The following is a 19,009-nucleotide window of genomic DNA, read 5'->3' on the forward strand; positions in this document are numbered from 1 at the left end:
GTATACTGTATATGAGTCTCATTCTTTATAGATAAACCAGGCCGCCGCAGAGCTGCCATGCTGTTGATTTATCTCGCCTTTGTCTTATGCGGAATTACTCCCTCAAATATCCTGTTAACTTAATGTAACTGTATCACAAACCCGCTCCGCTGTCAATCCAGCCCGCGCTCGCCCTCGATGTCTTCCTTCATAAACATAATACAGAAACAGACAAACAGAAAACCGCAGGATATCCAGATCGTCCGCTCCTTAAACAGGGAAGTCATGAGGCTTCCAAGCGCTGCGCCGATACCAAAGACGAGAATCACGCCGTAATACCGGAGGCATTTTTCCAGGCAGCCCTTTTCCTTTGTATGGCGGTAACGGTACAGCATCTCCGTCGCACTGCGCAGATTGCCGATGCACATCGTGCTGGCATAAGCGCTTCCCTTCATCTTTCGGAACGCCTCCACCTGCATGGCACAGACAAAGGAGACTAAAATATTGGCTGCCATGTTCATGGACCGCGGAAGAAATCCCACCACAAACAGGAGCAGAATTTCCAGCGCCACCACGATCTGGCGCCAGTGCAGCTTCCCGTATTCCCGGTAGATACCGCGTATGACTTCCGATATGTAGATTCCTCCCGCAAAAGCCAGCACCGGCGCCAGATACCGGAAGGCATCCGTAAAGTCTCCGTTCATCGCGTTGTGTCCCAGTAAAATGATATTCCCCGTCTGGGCGTTGGCAAAAACCTTCCCGCGGGTATAATACGTATAAGCATCCTGAAATCCACCGGACAGCGTCAGAAAAATACCTGTCGGCATTGCTTCCGACATTTGACCATGTCGTCTCATCCAGCCATCACCATCCCTTCGGCCTATACTATAGCACAAAGCAACCGTTTATGTCAAAAAAACTGTACTATCCTCATGATTGGTCATGAAATTCGTAGATTTCCAACGCTTCTGACTATATGCTTATATACAGATTCATCGAAAACTATGGCATTTACATCAAAGGAGGAACCATTCATGTCCAGGCAGTTGTTGCCCAAAGCGGTGCTCTCCGCAAAAGACCAGCATTTCCGGGAGTTTGCCCTCCACGACAACATGTGGAAGGTTATTCTCTACGTCGGAACGCCGCTGGCCCTGTATCAGAGTTTAAATCAGCTCTTTAAAATCTTTGACTCCATGATGGCGGCTCATATCAGCGCCGGCTCCGTGTCCGCCGTGGCCTATTTATCACAAATCAGCCTGATGCTGTCAGCCCTGGGTGGCGGCCTCGCCATCGGGTCCAGTCTGAAAATAAGCGAAGCCTACGGTGCAGGTGATTTCGACCTGGTGAAGAAACGGGTCAGCACGCTGTTTGCCATGTGCTCGGTCCTAAGCGCCGTCATTCTGGCTTTGTTAGTTCCCTTCACACCGTGGTTTCTCCGGCTTGCCAGGACGCCGGAGGCCTTCATCTCGGAAGGCACTCTGTACTTCCGGCTGGAGCTCTTCGGTATGGTCATCAGCTTCTTTAACAACATTTATATTGCCATTGAACGGGCCCGTGGAAATTCCGGCAGGATTCTCCGCCTGAATATGGCGATTATCGCTGTCAAGATGGCCTTTACCGCCCTGTTCGTCTACGGATTGCAGTGCGGGATCAGCATGATTTCCACGGCTACGATCCTTTCCCAGCTGTTTTTACTGGCCGCGGCTGTCCGAAACATGAATCAGAAGGACAACGTGTTCGGCTTTTCCATGAGAGCGGTCTCCTTTCAGCGGGACACCACAGTTCCCATGATCAGCCTCTCCATTCCGGTCATTGCAGAGAAGATGGCCTTTTCCTTTGGCAAGGTCATCATCAATTCCATGAGTACGGTCTACAGCGCGCTGACCGTGGGAGCGCTGGGAATCTCCAACAACATCGGCGGCATCACCACCATGCCGCAGAACGGCTTCCAGGAAGGCGGATCGGCCATCATCAGTCAGAGTGTGGGAGCCGGAAAGCCCCGCCGCGCGCTGAAGGCCTTCGGATGTGTTCTCACGGTCAACCTGGCTGTCGGGATCGTGCTCATGGCCTGCTCGCTGTATTTCCTGGAGGAACTCAGCCGTCTCTTTGCCGGCAATGATCCGGCGTTTCAGAAGATGATTATCTCCATCTACCGCTTCGAGGCGCTGGGGGCCATTCCGCTGGGCATCACTGCGTCCGTCATGGCCCTGTTGTACGGCTTCGGAAAGACAAAACTGACACTGGCCATCAACTTCTGCCGCGTCTTCGTTTTCCGTGTCCCCGTACTCTGGTTTCTGCAGAGTTATACCTCCATGGGAAGCTTAAGCGTCGGGGTTGTCATGGCCGTCAGCAACATTGCCACCGGCGTCTTCGCCCTGATCATCGGTGCTTATGAGATTGTGCGCATCTGCCGCCGTTACGAAATCCCGCTGTCCGCCCCATTTCATTTCTCCGTTTTTCAGAAAGCCTGGGGGAAATCTTAAGCAAATTGTAATGGCCTTTTTTCCAAAATACGGTATACTGGAGGTAACGGCGGAGGAATCCGCCTCCTACAGACAGATACAAAGGAGAACGCATATGGGATTATTTTCAAAGAAAAAAGGACCGAAAGAAGAGCTGAAACAGAATCTTGAGGAAAAAGCAGAATTTCAGAACCTCTATCAAATCTACCTTCTGTTTGAAGAAAAACCGGTCAAACCGGAGGCCGGGATCATACGCACGGCTCTGGAAGAAACCTTCGGGGCGATCGACATCGTGTCCCCTTCGCCGGCTCTGACCTCTTTTGCCGTAAAAAAATATCTGGCACAGTTTAAAGACGGCGCCCTGCCGCCCCAGGTCGTCATGGGGGATGTGCAGGAATTCAGGCAGGACTCCATCGATGCCTTTTCCAGAAGCCAGCTCTGGGATGTAGCCGACGGAGACGCCCTTTTGGAGCGGTGCCGGTATGAGATTTTCCTGTTTGACATGATGGCCGCCGTGCTGGAATACAAGGAACGCTGTGAGATGATGATGGACTGGATGGAGACAGCAGTCAGACTGTTTCCTGACTGCACTGCGGTCTGGGTCAAACCGGCCGGAAAGCTGTTTACCGCGGAGCAGATCAGGGAACACCGGATACCGCGGGAAGACCGTTTTGTATACTTTGGCGTCAACGCCCGCCTTTTCAACATCTCCGGCAGCGACGACAAGGTAGTGGACACCCTGGGGCTCTATGCAATCGGACTCCCCGACGTCCAGTACCATTTCCGGGGACTGGAGCCGCAGGCCGTCGTAAACCATGCATACAATGTTGCCTCTTATCTCTATGATGCCGATGCACCGGTCAAGTCCGGCGAGACCATCGACGGGATCGCAGACGGCCAGTTGAGCCGGGAGGTCCAGTGGAAATGTCAGTACGAGGATGCCTTAATCCAGCCTGTCCGAGTCGTTATGGACATCTGCCCTGGAGAATACGCAGCGGGACACAGGGAATAGCGGGTGCGACCATAAAAGAGGAAGATACCGCTTCAGGGACTCCTGAATCTGCATCTTCCTCTTTTTAGTATCCGGCTCTCTTCTATCATCTCTTACATCATCTTTTATACCGTTCTCTTATCCGCAGACCATTCTCACTTAAAGTCCTTATACATGAGACTGGCCTGAATCCCGCTGTTATTCTGATACTTTCCGCTGCTGTACAGATCGTATTCCCCGTCAATGTCGTGGTAATAAATCTGGCATATCTCCACATTCGGATAGATTCTGACCGGCTGTACACAGAAAATCTCCAATGTCCAGTACCCGGCGAAACCGATATCACCAAAGCCCGCGGTCACATGGATAAAAAGCCCCAGCCTGCCCGTGGAAGAACGGCCCTCCAGCATGGGAACATACCGATCCGTCTTCGTAAACTCGTTAGTCCTTCCCAGATACAGCCTGTTTGGTTCCAGAAGAAGCCCTTCCTCCGGAATCACGATCCGCTTAGTCGGATTGGGCTTTTTCATATCCAGCGCTTCCTTCTCGTAAACCAGAAGTTCATCCGCCAGAGACAGATTATAACTGTTAGGATTAATTCTCTTTTCATCAAACGGAGTAATGATAATCTCTTTCCCCATATGCTTTAGTATTTCTTTTCCCGAAAGAATCATGATTCATTCCCCTTATCCCAGATAGTCGCCCAGCTCCGCCTCGTTCTTCTTCCCGTAATGCTTCATCAGATCCCGCTTTTCTGCGGAACTCAAGCTGTTCCAGAGTTTCTGAACCCTCGGATCCTTAAAACCGATGTAGGGAACGCCGTTTTTCTCACACTCATATGATGACAAATAATGATTCAGCGCACTCCACTCTACAAAGAAACTGTTAATTTTTGTGCTAAACCTCTTTACCTTCGCCATAAAGGTATTCCTCCCCTTCGAACAACCGTCCTGATACTTTACACCTGTTTATGCCTTGCTTCCATTGCTTTTAGTATATCACAGAGACCGCCGGCAGGCAAACAGGGATTTGGGAACCTTAAGTATTTTTACAGAAAATTAATAAATTCCTCCCGCGCAGCCGCCATGCGCGCCTCAAACTGCTGATAGAAATCCAACTCTTTCTGATATGGAATCAGATAGAAAACCTTAAGCACTCCCATGGCAGCCCGCTTCCTCGCATCTTCCCCACCGGACTGTTCTGATCCCTCTTCCGGTTTTTGCTCCCGTTTCTTCTCCAGCCTTTCCTCCAGTTCCTTCAGGAAGTAATGCCACTCCACAATAAAGTTCTCATAACGGCCCAGATCCGGGGTATCCATCCACTTACGGATCTTGACCTTCGTCTTCTGCGCCTTCCGGCATTCGTGTATCTGGTTAAAATACCGGAAGCCATGGTCCTCATAGATCCGGCCAAGCGGAAACATCCGACAGATCCCCGGTCTGCAGGGATGAATCCGGCAGCGCCCCTCCTCGTTTAAAAAGGTGCAGGCCTCTCCCTCGCCGGACATCTTCAGGTTCGGCAGAATCATGCCATCCACCAGATTCAGTTCCACCGCCTCCGCCAGCAGCTCCTCAAAGGACAGGCCCAGGCCCGTCTCCAGACGAAAGATATCGTATGGATCCAAAACAATAGAACTTCCCATGCCGCGGCAGCAGGCAGAACAGCCGCGGCAGTCATCACAGCCCACCTTCACCATGTCGCCGCTGCCATACAGCTTCCCATCTGATATCTCTTCCAGGCTGATCTCCCGCTTCATCGGTCCGATTCCCCCTTTTCCTTATTGTGTACTCTCATCCTTTTCTGCAAACAGCTCCGGACAGCCCGGCTCGTGAATCTGCAGCACACGCTGGTTGCTGCTGCCCCGGAATTTCAGTTTGAGATCGTAACACTCCTGGTCAAATTCCCCATCCACCAGGATATCGATGCATGCAAGAATTTCTGGCGTCACCTCGCAGTGCGCCCTTCCCTCCGGCGACAGCAGATCCGCCTCATACGTATAACCGGTGTAGCACCAGATTGTCTTCTCCGGATACAACTCCTTAAACCGGAGGACCAGAGGCAGAAGCGCCCGCTGGTTCTGCGGCTCCATCGGCTCTCCGCCCAGCAGAGACAGGCCGGATATATAGCTTTTTCCACAGGAATCGAGGATCTCCTGTACTGCCTCGTCCGTGAATTCCTTTCCATAATTAAAATCCCATGCGATCTCATTAAAACAGCCCCGGCACCGGTGAGTGCAGCCGGACACAAAAAGGCTCGTCCGCACTCCGGTGCCGTTGGCAACGTCGCAATGTTTGATATCGGCGTATTTCATGATATTATCGCTCCTCAGACTACAGATGAAGCACTCTCGCCTTGATTTCCTTCGTCTTTCCGGCGTTCCAGAAATTCTCCCCCAGGTAACCGCAGGTTCTTCTGGTTACGTTCATCTTGTCCTTATCCTTATTATGACACTGCGGGCATTCCCACTCCATGTCGTCATTGATGATGATCTCACCGTCGAAGCCGCATTCCTGGCAGTAGTCAGATTTCGTATTGAACTCCGCGTACTGGATATTGTCATAGATGAATTTAACCACTTCTTCCATGGCCTCTAAATTCTTCGCCATGTTCGGCACTTCCACATAAGAGATAGCGCCGCCGGAAGAAATCTTCTGGAACTGGCTCTCAAAGGTAAACTTGCTGAATGCGTCGATCTTCTCCCTCACATCCACGTGATAGGAATTCGTGTAGTACCCCTTGTCCGTTACATCTTCAATCAGGCCGAAGCGCTCCCGGTCAATCCTGGCAAACCGGTAGCAGAGAGACTCAGCCGGAGTCCCGTAAAGGCCGAAACCGAGCCCGGTCTCTTCTTTCCAGCACTCGACTGCCTCTTTCATGCGGTTCATCACGCGGAGGGCAAATTCCTCTCCCGCCGGATCCGTGTGGCTGACCCCTTTCATCAGCTTCGTCATCTCATAGATGCCGATATATCCCAGGGAGATCGTGGAGTATCCGTCATGAAGCAGCGGATCAATCTTCGCCCCCTTCGGGAGTCTGGCAATGGCTCCGTACTGCCAGTGAATCGGACTCACATCAGATAAGGTGCCTTCCAGCGCCTTATGCCTGCACATAAGCGCCTCAAAACAGATGGTGAGACGCTCGTCCAAAAGCTTCCAGAATACTTCCTCGTCGCCCTTTGCCAGAATTCCAATCTGCGGAAGGTTCAGGCTCACCACGCCCTGATTGAACCGTCCCTCAAACTTATAGTCCCCGTTCTCGTCCTTCCACGGAGACAGGAAGCTGCGGCAGCCCATACAGCTGAATACATTGCCCTCATAATTCTCCTTCATCTTCTTCGCGGAGATATAATCGGGATACATGCGCTTCGAAGAGCACCGCACCGCAAGCCTCGTGATGTAATCGTATTTACCGCCCTTTAAACAGTTATTCTCGTCCAGTACATAGATGAGCTTCGGAAATGCCGGCGTCACATAGACGCCCGCTTCATTCTTGATTCCTTCCAGTCTCTGACGCAGAATCTCTTCCACGATCAGCGCATTTTCATTGATATACTCATCCTCGTCGTCCAGTCGAAGGAACAGCGTCACAAACGGCGCCTGGCCATTGGTTGTCATCAATGTGTTGATCTGGTACTGGATCGTCTGAACGCCTGACTTCAGTTCATCTCTCAGACGAATCCGAGCCATCTTCTCCACGGACTCCTCATCCAGGCTGTCGCCAAACTCTTCCCGGATCTGTCTGTGGAACTTATTGCTGCTCTTCCTTAAATACTTTCCAAGATGTCTCATATCCACAGACTGGCCGCCGTACTGATTGCTGGCCACCGCCGCGATGATCTGGGTCATAACCGTACAGGCCACCTGAAAGCTCTTTGGGCTCTCAATCATCTTCTCGTTCATCACGGTCCCGTTATCCAGCATGTCCGCGATATTGATGAGACAGCAGTTGAAAATCGGCTGAACAAAGTAATCCGCGTCATGAAAATGAATCGCGCCCTGTTCATGGGCCATGGAAATGCGTTCCGGCAGAAGCATACGCTTCGTCAAATCCCTGGACACCTCTCCGGCAATATAATCCCTCTGTGTAGATGCCAGAATCGTATTCTTATTGGAATTTTCCTCAGCCAGCTCTTTATTTTCATTCCGGATCAGCTTCAGAATCGATTCATCCGTCGTGTTCGCTTTTCTTAAAAGCGCTCTCTGATACCGGTAAATCATATATTTTTTCGAGAGAGTATACTTGTTCTGCTTAACCAGGCGGCTCTCGATCATATCCTGAATGCTCTCTACATGGACAACATCCTCGCATTCTCTCTCCACATCATCCAGAATTCCGTCAATCAATGCCTCCCCGGCGCGTTCCGCCGCATCCACTTCTGCATTCGCCTTCTGAATCGCCCTCACAATCTTCTCTCTGTCATAATTCACAATTCTGCCGTCACGTTTCTGTACCTTAATCATCGCTGTCTCCTTATTTCCTTTAATCCATATTCTACTTTATCATACTGCTAAAAAATAACACAGCAGCTGTCAATTTGCCGTGAAATCTTCTACATTTTGCGTATGTAATTATTTCTTCACCATATATAGTGCTTTTCCATTATACAACAGATATGGCAAAAGTAAAGGCCTTTTTCTCTTTTTCTTCTCTCTCCCTAACAGTTCAGCCCTCAATCCTGTCCCCCATCTTTTTACCAGCATAGCCAATACACAGCCGAAGAAGCGGCGGGCGGCGGCAGGACGGATCCCGGGGGCATGGATATTCCAGTGTGCCGGCATCTGGATACGAGTCATAAGAAAGTCCGTTCCTGGCGATCACGCCCGCGGTTGGCGTGTTCGACAGGAACGGACTTTCTTATGGCGAGTAGGAAGCAAGACGGACACGGAATATCCATGCCCCCGGGACCCGTCCTGCCGCCGCTTCTTCGGCGTCCCTCCCAAATTCAGCGTATAAAATTAGTCCTGAGCCTCTGCTCCGGTTCCGGCGTTGTAATACCCGCCGCCTTACCGGCCTCAATGCAGTGAAGCAGCCACGCCATATTCTTCCCGACCGTGCGCATGACCTGCAGCCCCTCCAAATCCTGCTCCACTTCCTCCGGCGAGTTGCCGTGAACCATGTTCCAGTACTGGGATGATACAACCGGCATCTGGGAAATCGTAAAGTATTTGTTCAGGGAATCGAGCGTCGCCGTCGTCCCCGCACGCCGGGCCGATGCCACTGCTGCGGCCGGCTTAAAGGCAAAACAGCTTCCGGCGTAAAACAGACGGTCCAGGAAGGAATACAGCGAGCCGTTTGCCGATGCATAGTAGACCGGAGAGCCGACAACCAGACCGTCTGCATGCTCCATTTTATCCAAAAATGCATTGACCGGATCTCCTTTAAAGACACAGCGTCCGGCGGCGGCACATTTGCCGCATCCGATACAGCCATGAATGGCCTGATTGCCGATATGGACGATCTCCGTCTCAATTCCCTCATTCGTCAGGGCCCCCGCCACTTCCGTGAGCGCCCTGTATGTACAGCCCTTCTCATGAGGGCTTCCGTTTAAAAGCAGTACTTTCATCTCTTAACCATCCTTTCTTTTCTTCACATAAACCAGCTGTCCCGTCACGCTCTAATCCAGCAGGCCGATTAAGTCTTCCTTCGTCAGGCTGCCGAACGAGACGGTTCCCTCGGTGATGATCTGCTCCGCCAGATTCTTCTTTGATTCCTGAAGTTTTAAAATATTTTCTTCGATAGTCCCTTTTGTGATCAGTTTAAACACAGTAACCTGTTTCTCCTGGCCGATGCGGTGCGTCCGGTCCGTGGCCTGATTCTGCGCCGCCACATTCCACCACGGATCGTAATGAATCACCACATCCGCAGCTGTCAGATTTAAGCCCGTTCCCCCGGCTTTCAGGGAAATCAGGAATACCGGCACTCCGTCATCCTTAAAGGAGCTTACCATATGGAGCCGCTCTTCCTTGGGCGTCGCACCCGTCAGAATATAATACGCCATCCCCTCTTTCTTCAGCCGTTTTTCAATGATTTCCAGCATCGACGTAAACTGGGAAAAGAGCAGAATCTTATGGCCGCCCTCCACGCCGTTGCGGATCAGATCGATACACGTCTCAAGCTTGGCAGAACTGCCGTTATAGTTGCTGTAACAGAGATGCGGATCACAGCAGATCTGGCGCAGCCTCGTCAGCTGAGCCAGAATCTGTATTCTGTCAGAGCCGCCGTCTCCCGCCAGCTCCAGCTGCTGCTTCACCTGCCACGCATTGGCGGTATACAGCTCCTTCTGTTCCTTCTCAAAACCTGAATAGATCACATTTTCCAGCTTATCGGGCAGTTCCTTCAGCACATCCTTTTTGAGCCGGCGCAGAATAAACGGACCGATCATACGATGCAGCCCTTTTAAGCAGTTCTCATCCTGATCCCGCACGATGGGAAGCTCATACTCCTTCTTGAACCTCTGATACGAAAACAGAAAGCCGGGCATGAGGAAATCGAAAATACTCCACAGCTCGCTGAGCCTGTTTTCTATCGGAGTTCCCGTCAGTGCAAATCTTGTTCGGGCGTTCACTGACTTAACCGCCTTCGCACTCTGGGTCGAGGCGTTCTTGATATACTGCGCCTCGTCGACGATCTGAAAACGGAATTCCCTCTCCTCGTAAAAGGCAATATCCCTCTTCAGCAGATCGTAGGACGTAATTAAGATCTCTCCGGCCGAAGCCGCCTTCAAAAGCTCCTCCCGCTCCTGTGCGGTACCGCTTATTGTGCGGACTTTCAGGGTTGGCGCAAAATGATGGATTTCATTTTCCCAGTTATACACAAGGGATGCCGGACAGACAATCAGCGCCGAAGAATCCGGCTCGCGGTTACTCTCGTCCAGCAGCAGTGCGATAACCTGAATCGTCTTACCAAGTCCCATATCGTCTGCCAGAATCCCTCCAAATCCGTAGGAATCCAGGGTCTTAAGCCACCGGAATCCCGTTTTCTGGTATTCTCTCAGCACGGAACGAAGTGTCAGAGGAATCTCATAATCGCTGTCTTCCACAGATTTCATGCCGCGGACCACAGCCTTAAACAGCGCGTCACGATACAGAGTGATTCCAGAGCCCTCCTTTAGAATTCCGTCCAGATAGAGTGCCCGGTACCTGGGAAGCCGGAATTTCTGGCTCTGCAAATCCGTTTTGTTCACCGCAAGACCTTCCACCAGCTTCGCCACCGTCATCAGACCGTTGTCATCTAACGCCAGAAACTCGCCGTTCTTCATCCGGTAAAACCGCTTTTTCTGACTGTATTCTGACAGCAGCTTCGTAAGTTCGGCTCCCGACATTCCTTCCGTATCCACCGTAAGCTCCAGCCAGCTTCCGCTGCTCTTGACGCCGATGGAAATCTTCGGCGGCGGAAGAACCTTCAGTTTTTTGAAGGCTTCTGATAAATATACCTCTCCCTGGGCCATGAACTCGCTCATGCCTTCCGTGAGGAGACGGTAGACAGCCTCCTCATCGTCACGGATCGCCGGATACTCGGTATCGTGTTCCTTATATTTAAAATACTTTGTAATCAGCTGACTGACCCGGAATTCTCCCGGCACATCCCTGCACACGGTTCTTGGAAGCTTCTCATCCTCCACCGGCTGAAAGGAATAATCCCCGTAAGACAGAATCGGCTTTAAGACCAGGTCGTTGGGTCCCTGGCTGTCAAACTCGAATCTCGCCTTCAGTTCCTCCGGCTTATAGGCTTCCAGTTCCACGTCGCCCGCGTCGATGATACTGTAGGATGCTATCTTTTTCAGAACACGCTCATAGAACAGCGGCATGTCCTTATCGTTTACCTCAGCCTCACAGTTTGAGCCGAAGCTCTTAATCATCTGTTCCAGAAAGACGTGCAGCGTCGAACTGCAGGCTTCGTCGCAGCGATAGATCCGTTCCTTGTCTACCACATAAAGATGGCGTTCTCCCTCAAAGATGAGAAGCCCCTTATCAATGGATACCAGGATGCCATCCCGTCCCTTCTTTCTGATTTTGACCGCCAGATCGGGATTATGGTCCGTCAGCGTCACCATTCGCTTGTGGGCGCGGTAATCCTCCAGTTCCAGTGTTTCCCCCATCATCAGCCTGAAAAAGCGGTCCCGGTTGCTCCGGCTTAGATTTAAGCTTCTCAGAGCCGGCATGGCAGAAAACGAGCTCTTCTGAAACTGTTCGTAGTGCTCACAGTAGCTGCCCACCAGCTCCATGATAAATTCCACCAGCGGCCTGCTCTCTTTTGTAAATACGGAGAGATTGTGATGAAATGCCAAATTCTTTCCATATTCCACAAAGGAGCCGCTCTCTATCGCCCTGGTAAAGGCCACAAGGTCCTTAAGCACATAGAAGCGCTCCCGTCCCAGACGGAATTCCAGCTTCACATCACTCCGGTCCGCGATGATGCGGACAGCCAGCTGAACCTGCTTTTCTTCCCCTTCGATCATGATCTGGGCCACTTCTCGGTTGGTATACTCCCGGATCATCGTCCTGGCCTGCTGGGAGGTGGTGACGGGACGCCCCGAATTTTCAGCCGCTTTCTCCCGGTATTCCCTGTAGAGTTCCTGACAGTGAGGGCACATTCCCTTATAGGAATTTCCCTGCACACAGGAACAAGAGTAGTCATAAACCTGACTACCCTTGATATATAAATTAGCTTTATACTGTTTTCCCTGGTCTTCAACCAGGCCTTTTACGCCCGATTCGCCTTTCCAGAAGGCGCTTGTTGTCATCTGTGATACTTTCATAAGTTTTTCACATCCGTTCACACATTACATACGTTCCGGAGCCTCAATTCCAAGCAGATCGATACAGGCGGTAAGGACATCCTTCGCCAGACTGATCAGACTGAGCCAGGAAGCACGCTGTTTTTCGTTTTCCTCGGCAATGATCTTCGTGTCATGATAGAACCTGTTGAACGCGTTAGCCAGTTCATACACGTACTGGCAGATCTTATGGGGAGCCAGCTCCATAAAACTGGTCTCGATCACCTCATTATATTTTGAAAGCTGCAGCATCAGGTCTTTCTCCGCTCCGGAAGCGGCCGGAAGAATGTCTCCCGTGCACACACCCTGCACTTCCAGATCGGAAGCCTTTGCCAGGATGGACTTGATACGCACAATCGTATACAGAATATAAGGACCTGTGTTTCCTTCAAAGGAAACGAAACGATCCATGTCAAAAATGTAGTCCTTGGAAGCCTGATTGGATAAATCTCCGTACTTGAGCGCGGCCATGCCGACGATCTTCGAGGTCTTTAACGCCTCTTCCTCCGACACGGTGCGGTTTTCCATAATCTTCTCGTATGCCGCAGCGTCAATATCGGAAATCAGGGTCTCCAGACGCATAACGCCGCCGTCCCTCGTCTTAAACGGCTTTCCGTCCTTTCCATTCATGGTGCCGAAGCCCAGATGGGACATCTTCCGTTCTTCCGGCACGAAGCCGGCCTTCTTGGCCACACGGAACACCTGTGTAAAATGGAGTTCCTGACGTTTATCTGTAATATAAATATACCAGTCCGGGCAGAATTCTTTCTCACGCTCGAGAATCGTTCCCAAATCAGAGGTGGAGTAGAGTGCCGCACCGTCGGATTTGCGGATGATACAGGGCGGGAGTTCCTTGGAATCACCGGGCTCGGCGATATCGACCACCAGTGCGCCCTGGCTCTCATAAGCGAGTTTTTTCTCTTCCAGTTCCTGAATCAGCCCCGGAATATAGGCCTGAGCATCACTCTCTCCTTTCCATAAATCAAAGGATACATTCAAGTTGCCGTAATTCTTCTTTAAATCTGTTACGGAAACATCGATGATATGATTCCAGATCGCGCGGTAAGGTGCGTATCCGTTCTGCAGCTTCAGCGTCGCCTCGTGGGCTCTTGCGCTGAATTCCTCGTCCGTCTTAGACTTCGCGCTGGCCGCCGGGTAGATCTCCTCCAGTTCACCGATGGTAAACGGAGCCTCCTTCGGATATTCTCCGGTATAGGTCTCATCAAAATAGGCCAGTTCCGGCTTTCTGTCACGAAGTTCCTCAATGATCAGTCCCATCTGAAGTCCCCAGTCTCCCAGATGAACGTCACCGATCACCTTATGCCCCAGGAAACGTCCCATCCGCTTGATACTCTCGCCAATGATGGCGGAACGGAGATGTCCCACATGCAGCGGCTTTGCCACGTTGGCTCCGCCGTAATCCACGATGATCGTGAGCGGCGTTTTCGCCTTTTCACAGCCGCACTGGTCTTCTTCTCTCATGTTGTTCATGTAGGTCGCCAGATATCCGGCCTCCAGTTTTATATTAATGAAACCCGGCATCACCGCGTTCACTTCTGAAAATATATCGCCGCCAGACAGCTTCTCCACAACTTCATTTGCAATGTCGATCGGTTTCTTTTTGTATGCCTTTGCGGCTGCCATGGCACCATTACACTGGTACTCACAGAGGTCCGGCCGGTTGGACAGCGTAACCTTCGCAAAGCTCTCATCGTAACCACAGGCTGCGAATGCCTCTTTTACCTCTGATGTGATTAAATCAAGAATCTTTTTCATCGGTTCCTGTTCTCCTTTTTGAATATTCTTCCTGTTTCTCTTTTTCCTATGCATTCCCGTTTTACTAATTTCAAAATACTTCCAGGCTAAAAGCTAATTATATTACAATCAGGTTGAAAAATCAACAATTTTTCCGGATCTCCTGAAATCCGAAAACACACGGCTGCAGTTCACAGCAGAAAACGAATACAGAAAGTTTTTTTGAAAAAGCTAAACATTTTCACCCGCCTGTACGATAAGGATAGTAACGGACATCAAAGATCGGAGGAAATGGAATGAGAGTAAATCTGAATTTCAGCCTGCATAAGAATACGCTTATCAATACCGCACGGGTAAATGCATCATTCGCCAAATACCAGTCAGGGCAGGATAAAAAGAGCGGGGGCATACTGGGAAACCGTCCGAAAAACGACCGTTTCACCCTCTCCCCTCAGGGTAAATTAATAAACATGATTGAGAGTCTGACCAAGCAAAAACAGGCGCTTGTGGATCAAAGAAACAGTCTGGTGGAAACGACATTAGGCGACGGCGGAAAGCTGGAGGACATCAAGGATCAGCTCAAATCGTACAAGAAGCAGATCGATGCCATTGATAAACAGATTTCTAACGCCTACACCCAGCAGGCCAGGCAGTGCATAGAGCCGGAAGATAAAAAAAGTTCTGACAAAACAGGCAAGAACAAAACCGACGATCAGCTGACAACTGAACACCTTACGACTCTGGCCGCTGTCTCCCAGGATCTCCGCCATGCGGAAAAGCTTTCCGCAGTCCAGAGCCACATAGAGAGTGAAGCCAGAATCAAAGAATCGGAAATTGATCTTGGAGCGGCTCACGTCGACACCTTAGTGAGCAAGGGACTCGGCGGCGACACGGTAGGCGCCCTCATAGAAAATGAGATGGACTCCATCGGACGTTCCGATCAGGAAGCCGGACAGCTGCATGACAAAGCATCGGAGCTGGCGCTCCGTCAGGGAGAACAACTCCGGAAATCCCGGGAGGAATTAGAGCAGTCGAATGGCGCCCAAACGAAAATGGCAACGGCACAGGAAGGAACGGAAGGGCCGATGGTTGATCAGAGGAAAGATGGGAATGACGATAGGGATGGGGAGTAGAACTTCAGCCTGCATCTGTATATGGCACTATGACAGAAACGGCCGATAAAAATTATTTTATGGCCGTTTTTGTCATGCTGTTTCGTTTATAAGTAAAATGTACCATCAAACAGATATTACGCCTTGTTGGGCCGATTCGGGAACGGGTTTTCCAGTTGAAATTTACTAAAATAGCAGGGTCGAAAAGTGTGCAGGTTAAAGAGGTTATGCTGGAAAGCGCATAACCTCTGGGGACATTGCCCGGCAAAGCCGGGCGAACAATCATAGTTAAAATTATTATTACATTAACTACTGCTCATAAACCGTAATAGTCAACCCCAGCTCTCCCATTATTTCGTTCCCAGTTTCTACTATAATTTTTTTGTGCGGAAACAATTCTTTCAATCTTTGTTGCCAATTATAAACTAAGATGTCACAAAACTGCATTATCAACGAATTATTTTGATAAGATTCGTCTGTACAATTTATGAATAAATCTCCGATACTCCAGCTATTAACCCATTGCTCTATAAGTTTTTTATTCTTACCAAATCGTTCTTCTAATTTCTCTACTTTTTTTATAGCCTCCTCACCTTCTTCTTCGAAAAAAACAGAAACAAAAATATATTCTCCTATCTGAATAAAATCAGGGCAAAACAAATATGAAATCGCAATAATATCTTCTAATGAATTACAATTACATGCATGTTCAAATAAATTTAATCCTTTAGGCTTTCTAAACTTTTTCATTATTCCTTGTTTTACAATGCTATTGCAATATCTTATTTCATACATTTTATCACCATCCAAAAAGATCTAAAATAAACTGTGGTACCGGGTTATCTAATTTATAAGGACTTAAAAACTTTTTACCTGCAGGGTTAGTATTAATTTTAAATCCTTTTACTCTACTTGAGCTTATATCATAAATCAAATCCCCATTATCATCATATACAAATACATGCTCTCCATTCTCCGTTCTGAGAAAGCTGTTCGGATCATTTGTAGGAGGTCTATCTGAACCAGCTTGATTGACTTTAACAGTTCCTTTGTCTGTTAAATTGTCAAAATCAGAACTATTTAGTTCGCTCGTATCCTTTAAATTTCTTTCCCAAGAATCAGAATCCCCCTTGGCATTGACACATCCGCCTCATATCTTTTACGCCTTTTTCTCTAATCCTTTAGAAAAGGCGGCAAACCAATCACTGTGTTTCTTCTAGTTCTATCTTAGCACAAACTGTTCATATCTGACAGCCCTTATTGCCCCGGCTCCCGGTATTCCATATGGTTTTTCAGCATCCCATACACGATATTCACTAAACGTCTCGCAATACAGATCAGTGCCTGCTGTTTATTCTTCCCGTCTTCCAATTTTCGCAGAAAATACTCCCGGAAGACCGGATTTCTCGGTGTTCCGTTTATGGATACCTGTATCATCTGGATTGCCAGAAAGTAAAAGATGGCCTGTAACCGCCTGTTTCCCTGCTTCGGGCACACATCTTTCCCTTTTCCTGCCGATGAAAAGTTCACTGGCGCTATCCCGGCGAATTTCGCCAGTTTGGCGGAGTTTGGAAAACGGCTGATATTTCCAATCTCTGACAGCATGTTTGCTGCTGTTATCAATTCGATTCCCGGCATGGTCATCAAGGTGCAGTCAAATTCTGGCATGAGCATTTCTATCGCCTGGTTTACTTCTTCCAGTTGGACACGGTAATGCTCCAGATCGCTGACCAGGCTACGGGTAATGGTATCCCGGCTCTCCTGATGGTCTCTTTTGGTATCTCCATCCGCCCGCACCAGGGACAGTATCTTCTCCGCTCGTTTCACCGAACAGTTATTGTGGCTCACCGGGCGCAGTTCCTCCGCCAGTTCTTCTGCTGTCTTTCCTTGCAAATGCTCTGGCGATGGATATTCCATAAAAAAATATAGTGCCGTTGCTCGGCTGATATCGCTAAAGAATTGCTTATAGCTGGGGTACGCTATGCAGAGCTGCTCATGAAGCTGGTTTTTTAGGCGGTGCAGGTGGGTACAGATATTGTCCCTGCGGTTCACCAACTGGCTCAGCGTCCAATACTTATCATCTGGTATGGCATCCGGCAGTTTATCCAGCATATTGATCAGCACCAATGCCACAGCTTCCGCATCATAGCTGTCGCTTTTCTGGTACATCGGCACGCTTTTCCTCTGGGCATAAGATAAGGCCGTATTCACGTCTTTCACCGCAACCCCTTTTTCAATCAGCCATACAGCAAGCGCGCGGCCATAACCGTAAGCATTCTCCAAACCGTAGACAGGTTCCTTTTCTTCCGTCACAAACCGGCTGACTTTCCTCGTCAGCTTACTGAATTCCGATGGCTTGTTCTCAAACGTGATTTCTCCAAGCTTCTGGTTCCAGCAGTCCAGCATGACTGCCGTGTGTGTTTCCTTATGCAGGTCAATCCCCACATAGATGATGTTTTCTTTTCTCAGATGTCATCCTTCCTCTTTTTCCTGTCTCCGTCCATGATCGCAAAACTGCCGGCAACCTCAGCTGATAAGCGTTATGCGCCGGTTTACGCCTTCTGGCTACGGCCATCGCAAGGGGGATTTGGCCTGTCCACTTCCACAACCTTGAACTTTACAGGTTATTTCCTCTTTCGAGGTGTGGTGTATGTTAGCTCTGAATGAGATGGATTGCAAATGCTTTCCGATCAATTTCTCCGATTTGTGAGATTTGATGCAAAACCGAACCTCTGCTTTGTGACATAGTGGTATCAGTTCTCCTAGCGGATATCCATAACTGAAATCTGCGCGGCGGCCTGCCCAGCGGGTCTGCCAGCAGGAACAGAACATCACCAGAAAAGAAACAGCCACCGATTCTTTGTGAACCGGCAGCTGTCTTTCCTTACAGTTATATCTGTGTTTTTCTTCCCCCTTAAACCCCCGGGTGTGCGCCATTGTAACATGGGACTGGATGGAATGTCAATTTCAATTCCCTTGCGTTTTTCTTACCAAAATCTTCGTGCGTGGGTGGCTTAACGGCACCCAGCTTTTTGAGTTTTAAGGAATCTGGCACCCAGCCCATTTTTTCTTCATTCGAAATCTGGTTATTTACGGGTAACAAAGACCAAAAATTTTTATGCTGGAGGCCTCTGTTTTTTGAATAACTTTTTCTGGGATTTCTGAGAAAGTTATGCCAGCGAACTGCGCAGATATCCCGGAAATGCACGATTTTACGGCATCTGTGGGCTTTTTAGAGGGAAAAAGCATGATTCAGGACGGTGCAATTAAGGCAATCCGACCTTTTTTTGAAAAATGGAGCAAATTTTATTCCTTCCATCATGCTTCGTTTCTCTCAGACATTCTCTTACCCCTGTGACGCACCGTGACAGCCTGTGTGCCATTTTTAAGCCCCGCCTCGGAAAGATGTACCATAACACAGGAATTCCGGCACGTTGGGCCAATTTGGAACAACGACATTTCCCTCCAAAGAGCCAAAATACTCAGGGTCGAAAAGTGTGCTGGTTAAAGAGGTTATGCCAAAGAACTGCATAACCTCGGATGACATCGCCCGGCATAGCCGGGCAATGAGATTCTATCATTTTTCAATATTTTGAATCATTTCGTCCAACTTATCTTTAGAAAAAATCCCCTCGCTTGCACCTGAAAGAAAATATAGTTTCATCCAATAACCATCGTCTTCACAAAAAGACTCTAACGCTTCTTTAATATTGTTATGTGTTAACTCTTTTACAATAATATCTGGCGGCGAGGCAGGGATAAAATTCAAATTTTCCTTCTCCATATAATGTAAATAAAACATCGGCGTGCATATTGTCATCGTAAAATGCATTCCATCTTCTGTTTCTACAAAAACATCAATATTATCATTAAATAAATCAGGAATTTTTTCTAAAGCCGTTGGATAAGTAATATTTTTGATTTTCATAATCAC

15 protein-coding genes are annotated in these 19,009 nt (G+C 49.1%); 3 read left to right on the forward strand and 12 right to left on the reverse strand.

The genetic code is table 11. The features are described from left to right. Nucleotides 1-152 precede the first annotated feature (152 nt). Entirely contained in the window at nucleotides 153-836 is a 684-nt protein-coding gene (locus tag NE473_RS16830; protein WP_055651109.1) for a YoaK family protein, read from the reverse strand. A gap of 177 nt (nucleotides 837-1,013) precedes the next feature. On the opposite strand from NE473_RS16830, the gene NE473_RS16835 reads away from it, so the two are divergent. Next, a complete protein-coding gene (locus NE473_RS16835; protein ID WP_055651110.1) occupies nucleotides 1,014-2,462 on the forward strand; it encodes an MATE family efflux transporter in 1,449 nt (482 codons plus the stop codon). A 94-nt stretch (nucleotides 2,463-2,556) separates the two neighbouring features. Further along, nucleotides 2,557-3,453 carry a DUF4261 domain-containing protein gene (locus NE473_RS16840; protein WP_055651111.1) on the forward strand — a complete coding sequence of 299 codons (897 nt, stop codon included), beginning with the start codon at nucleotides 2,557-2,559 and terminating at the stop codon, nucleotides 3,451-3,453. A 134-nt stretch (nucleotides 3,454-3,587) separates the two neighbouring features. On the opposite strand, the gene dcd is transcribed toward NE473_RS16840, so the two are convergent. The 8 genes from dcd to argS all read right to left on the reverse strand — a co-directional run bounded on the left by dcd (nucleotide 3,588) and on the right by argS (nucleotide 13,984). Further along, a complete protein-coding gene (gene dcd, locus NE473_RS16845; RefSeq protein WP_055651112.1) occupies nucleotides 3,588-4,106 on the reverse strand; it encodes a dCTP deaminase in 519 nt (172 codons plus the stop codon). Nucleotides 4,107-4,118: 12 nt separating this feature from the next. After that, on the reverse strand, nucleotides 4,119-4,352 hold the full coding sequence (locus tag NE473_RS16850) for a hypothetical protein (RefSeq protein WP_002603638.1): 234 nt from the start codon (nucleotides 4,350-4,352) through the stop codon (nucleotides 4,119-4,121). A 128-nt stretch (nucleotides 4,353-4,480) separates the two neighbouring features. Next, the gene (locus NE473_RS16855; protein WP_055651113.1) at nucleotides 4,481-5,188 is read right to left on the reverse strand and encodes a YkgJ family cysteine cluster protein; all 708 of its coding nucleotides are present in this window, start codon (nucleotides 5,186-5,188) and stop codon (nucleotides 4,481-4,483) included. Nucleotides 5,189-5,209: 21 nt separating this feature from the next. After that, nucleotides 5,210-5,743 carry an anaerobic ribonucleoside-triphosphate reductase activating protein gene (gene nrdG / locus NE473_RS16860; RefSeq protein WP_055651114.1) on the reverse strand — a complete coding sequence of 178 codons (534 nt, stop codon included), beginning with the start codon at nucleotides 5,741-5,743 and terminating at the stop codon, nucleotides 5,210-5,212. A 19-nt stretch (nucleotides 5,744-5,762) separates the two neighbouring features. Further along, on the reverse strand, nucleotides 5,763-7,892 hold the full coding sequence (gene nrdD / locus NE473_RS16865) for an anaerobic ribonucleoside-triphosphate reductase (protein WP_022031412.1): 2,130 nt from the start codon (nucleotides 7,890-7,892) through the stop codon (nucleotides 5,763-5,765). Between the two features lie 482 nt (nucleotides 7,893-8,374). Further along, complete coding sequence (locus NE473_RS16870; RefSeq protein WP_022031921.1) at nucleotides 8,375-8,995, reverse strand: flavodoxin family protein; 621 nt, start codon at nucleotides 8,993-8,995, stop codon at nucleotides 8,375-8,377. Between the two features lie 51 nt (nucleotides 8,996-9,046). Then, nucleotides 9,047-12,190: a DEAD/DEAH box helicase gene (locus NE473_RS16875; protein ID WP_055651116.1), complete on the reverse strand. Its 3,144-nt coding sequence runs from the start codon at nucleotides 12,188-12,190 to the stop codon at nucleotides 9,047-9,049. A 24-nt stretch (nucleotides 12,191-12,214) separates the two neighbouring features. Beyond that, entirely contained in the window at nucleotides 12,215-13,984 is a 1,770-nt protein-coding gene (gene argS, locus NE473_RS16880) for an arginine--tRNA ligase (RefSeq protein ID WP_055651117.1), read from the reverse strand. Nucleotides 13,985-14,259: 275 nt separating this feature from the next. Here argS and NE473_RS16885 point away from each other — a divergent pair, with 275 nt between their 5' ends. After that, nucleotides 14,260-15,096, forward strand: coding sequence for a hypothetical protein (locus NE473_RS16885; protein WP_055651118.1), 837 nt, complete (start codon nucleotides 14,260-14,262; stop codon nucleotides 15,094-15,096). 288 nt (nucleotides 15,097-15,384) lie between these two features. Here NE473_RS16885 and NE473_RS16890 read toward each other — a convergent pair whose 3' ends face one another. The 3 genes from NE473_RS16890 to NE473_RS16900 all read right to left on the reverse strand — a co-directional run bounded on the left by NE473_RS16890 (nucleotide 15,385) and on the right by NE473_RS16900 (nucleotide 19,003). Beyond that, nucleotides 15,385-15,870: a hypothetical protein gene (locus NE473_RS16890; protein ID WP_006776705.1), complete on the reverse strand. Its 486-nt coding sequence runs from the start codon at nucleotides 15,868-15,870 to the stop codon at nucleotides 15,385-15,387. A 462-nt stretch (nucleotides 15,871-16,332) separates the two neighbouring features. After that, a complete protein-coding gene (locus NE473_RS16895) occupies nucleotides 16,333-17,544 on the reverse strand; it encodes an IS110 family RNA-guided transposase (protein ID WP_305148667.1) in 1,212 nt (403 codons plus the stop codon). 1,108 nt (nucleotides 17,545-18,652) lie between these two features. Further along, nucleotides 18,653-19,003: a hypothetical protein gene (locus tag NE473_RS16900; protein ID WP_055651120.1), complete on the reverse strand. Its 351-nt coding sequence runs from the start codon at nucleotides 19,001-19,003 to the stop codon at nucleotides 18,653-18,655. Nucleotides 19,004-19,009: the final 6 nt, after the last annotated feature.

The sequence above is a fragment of the Hungatella sp. SL.1.14 genome, from assembly GCF_024460495.1.
In the GTDB taxonomy this organism is placed as follows: domain Bacteria; phylum Bacillota; class Clostridia; order Lachnospirales; family Lachnospiraceae; genus Hungatella; species Hungatella hathewayi.

Bases quoted from the DNA above. Each gene is read 5' to 3' on its own strand.
- NE473_RS16830 (WP_055651109.1), bottom strand. From the start codon at position 836: ATGAGACGACATGGTCAAATGTCGGAAGCAATGCCGACAGGTATTTTT.
- NE473_RS16835 (WP_055651110.1), top strand. From the start codon at position 1,014: ATGTCCAGGCAGTTGTTGCCCAAAGCGGTGCTCTCCGCAAAAGACCAG.
- NE473_RS16840 (WP_055651111.1), top strand. From the start codon at position 2,557: ATGGGATTATTTTCAAAGAAAAAAGGACCGAAAGAAGAGCTGAAACAG.
- dcd (WP_055651112.1), bottom strand. From the start codon at position 4,106: ATGATTCTTTCGGGAAAAGAAATACTAAAGCATATGGGGAAAGAGATT.
- NE473_RS16850 (WP_002603638.1), bottom strand. From the start codon at position 4,352: ATGGCGAAGGTAAAGAGGTTTAGCACAAAAATTAACAGTTTCTTTGTA.
- NE473_RS16855 (WP_055651113.1), bottom strand. From the start codon at position 5,188: ATGAAGCGGGAGATCAGCCTGGAAGAGATATCAGATGGGAAGCTGTAT.
- nrdG (WP_055651114.1), bottom strand. From the start codon at position 5,743: ATGAAATACGCCGATATCAAACATTGCGACGTTGCCAACGGCACCGGA.
- nrdD (WP_022031412.1), bottom strand. From the start codon at position 7,892: ATGATTAAGGTACAGAAACGTGACGGCAGAATTGTGAATTATGACAGA.
- NE473_RS16870 (WP_022031921.1), bottom strand. From the start codon at position 8,995: ATGAAAGTACTGCTTTTAAACGGAAGCCCTCATGAGAAGGGCTGTACA.
- NE473_RS16875 (WP_055651116.1), bottom strand. From the start codon at position 12,190: ATGAAAGTATCACAGATGACAACAAGCGCCTTCTGGAAAGGCGAATCG.
- argS (WP_055651117.1), bottom strand. From the start codon at position 13,984: ATGAAAAAGATTCTTGATTTAATCACATCAGAGGTAAAAGAGGCATTC.
- NE473_RS16885 (WP_055651118.1), top strand. From the start codon at position 14,260: ATGAGAGTAAATCTGAATTTCAGCCTGCATAAGAATACGCTTATCAAT.
- NE473_RS16890 (WP_006776705.1), bottom strand. From the start codon at position 15,870: ATGTATGAAATAAGATATTGCAATAGCATTGTAAAACAAGGAATAATG.
- NE473_RS16900 (WP_055651120.1), bottom strand. From the start codon at position 19,003: ATGAAAATCAAAAATATTACTTATCCAACGGCTTTAGAAAAAATTCCT.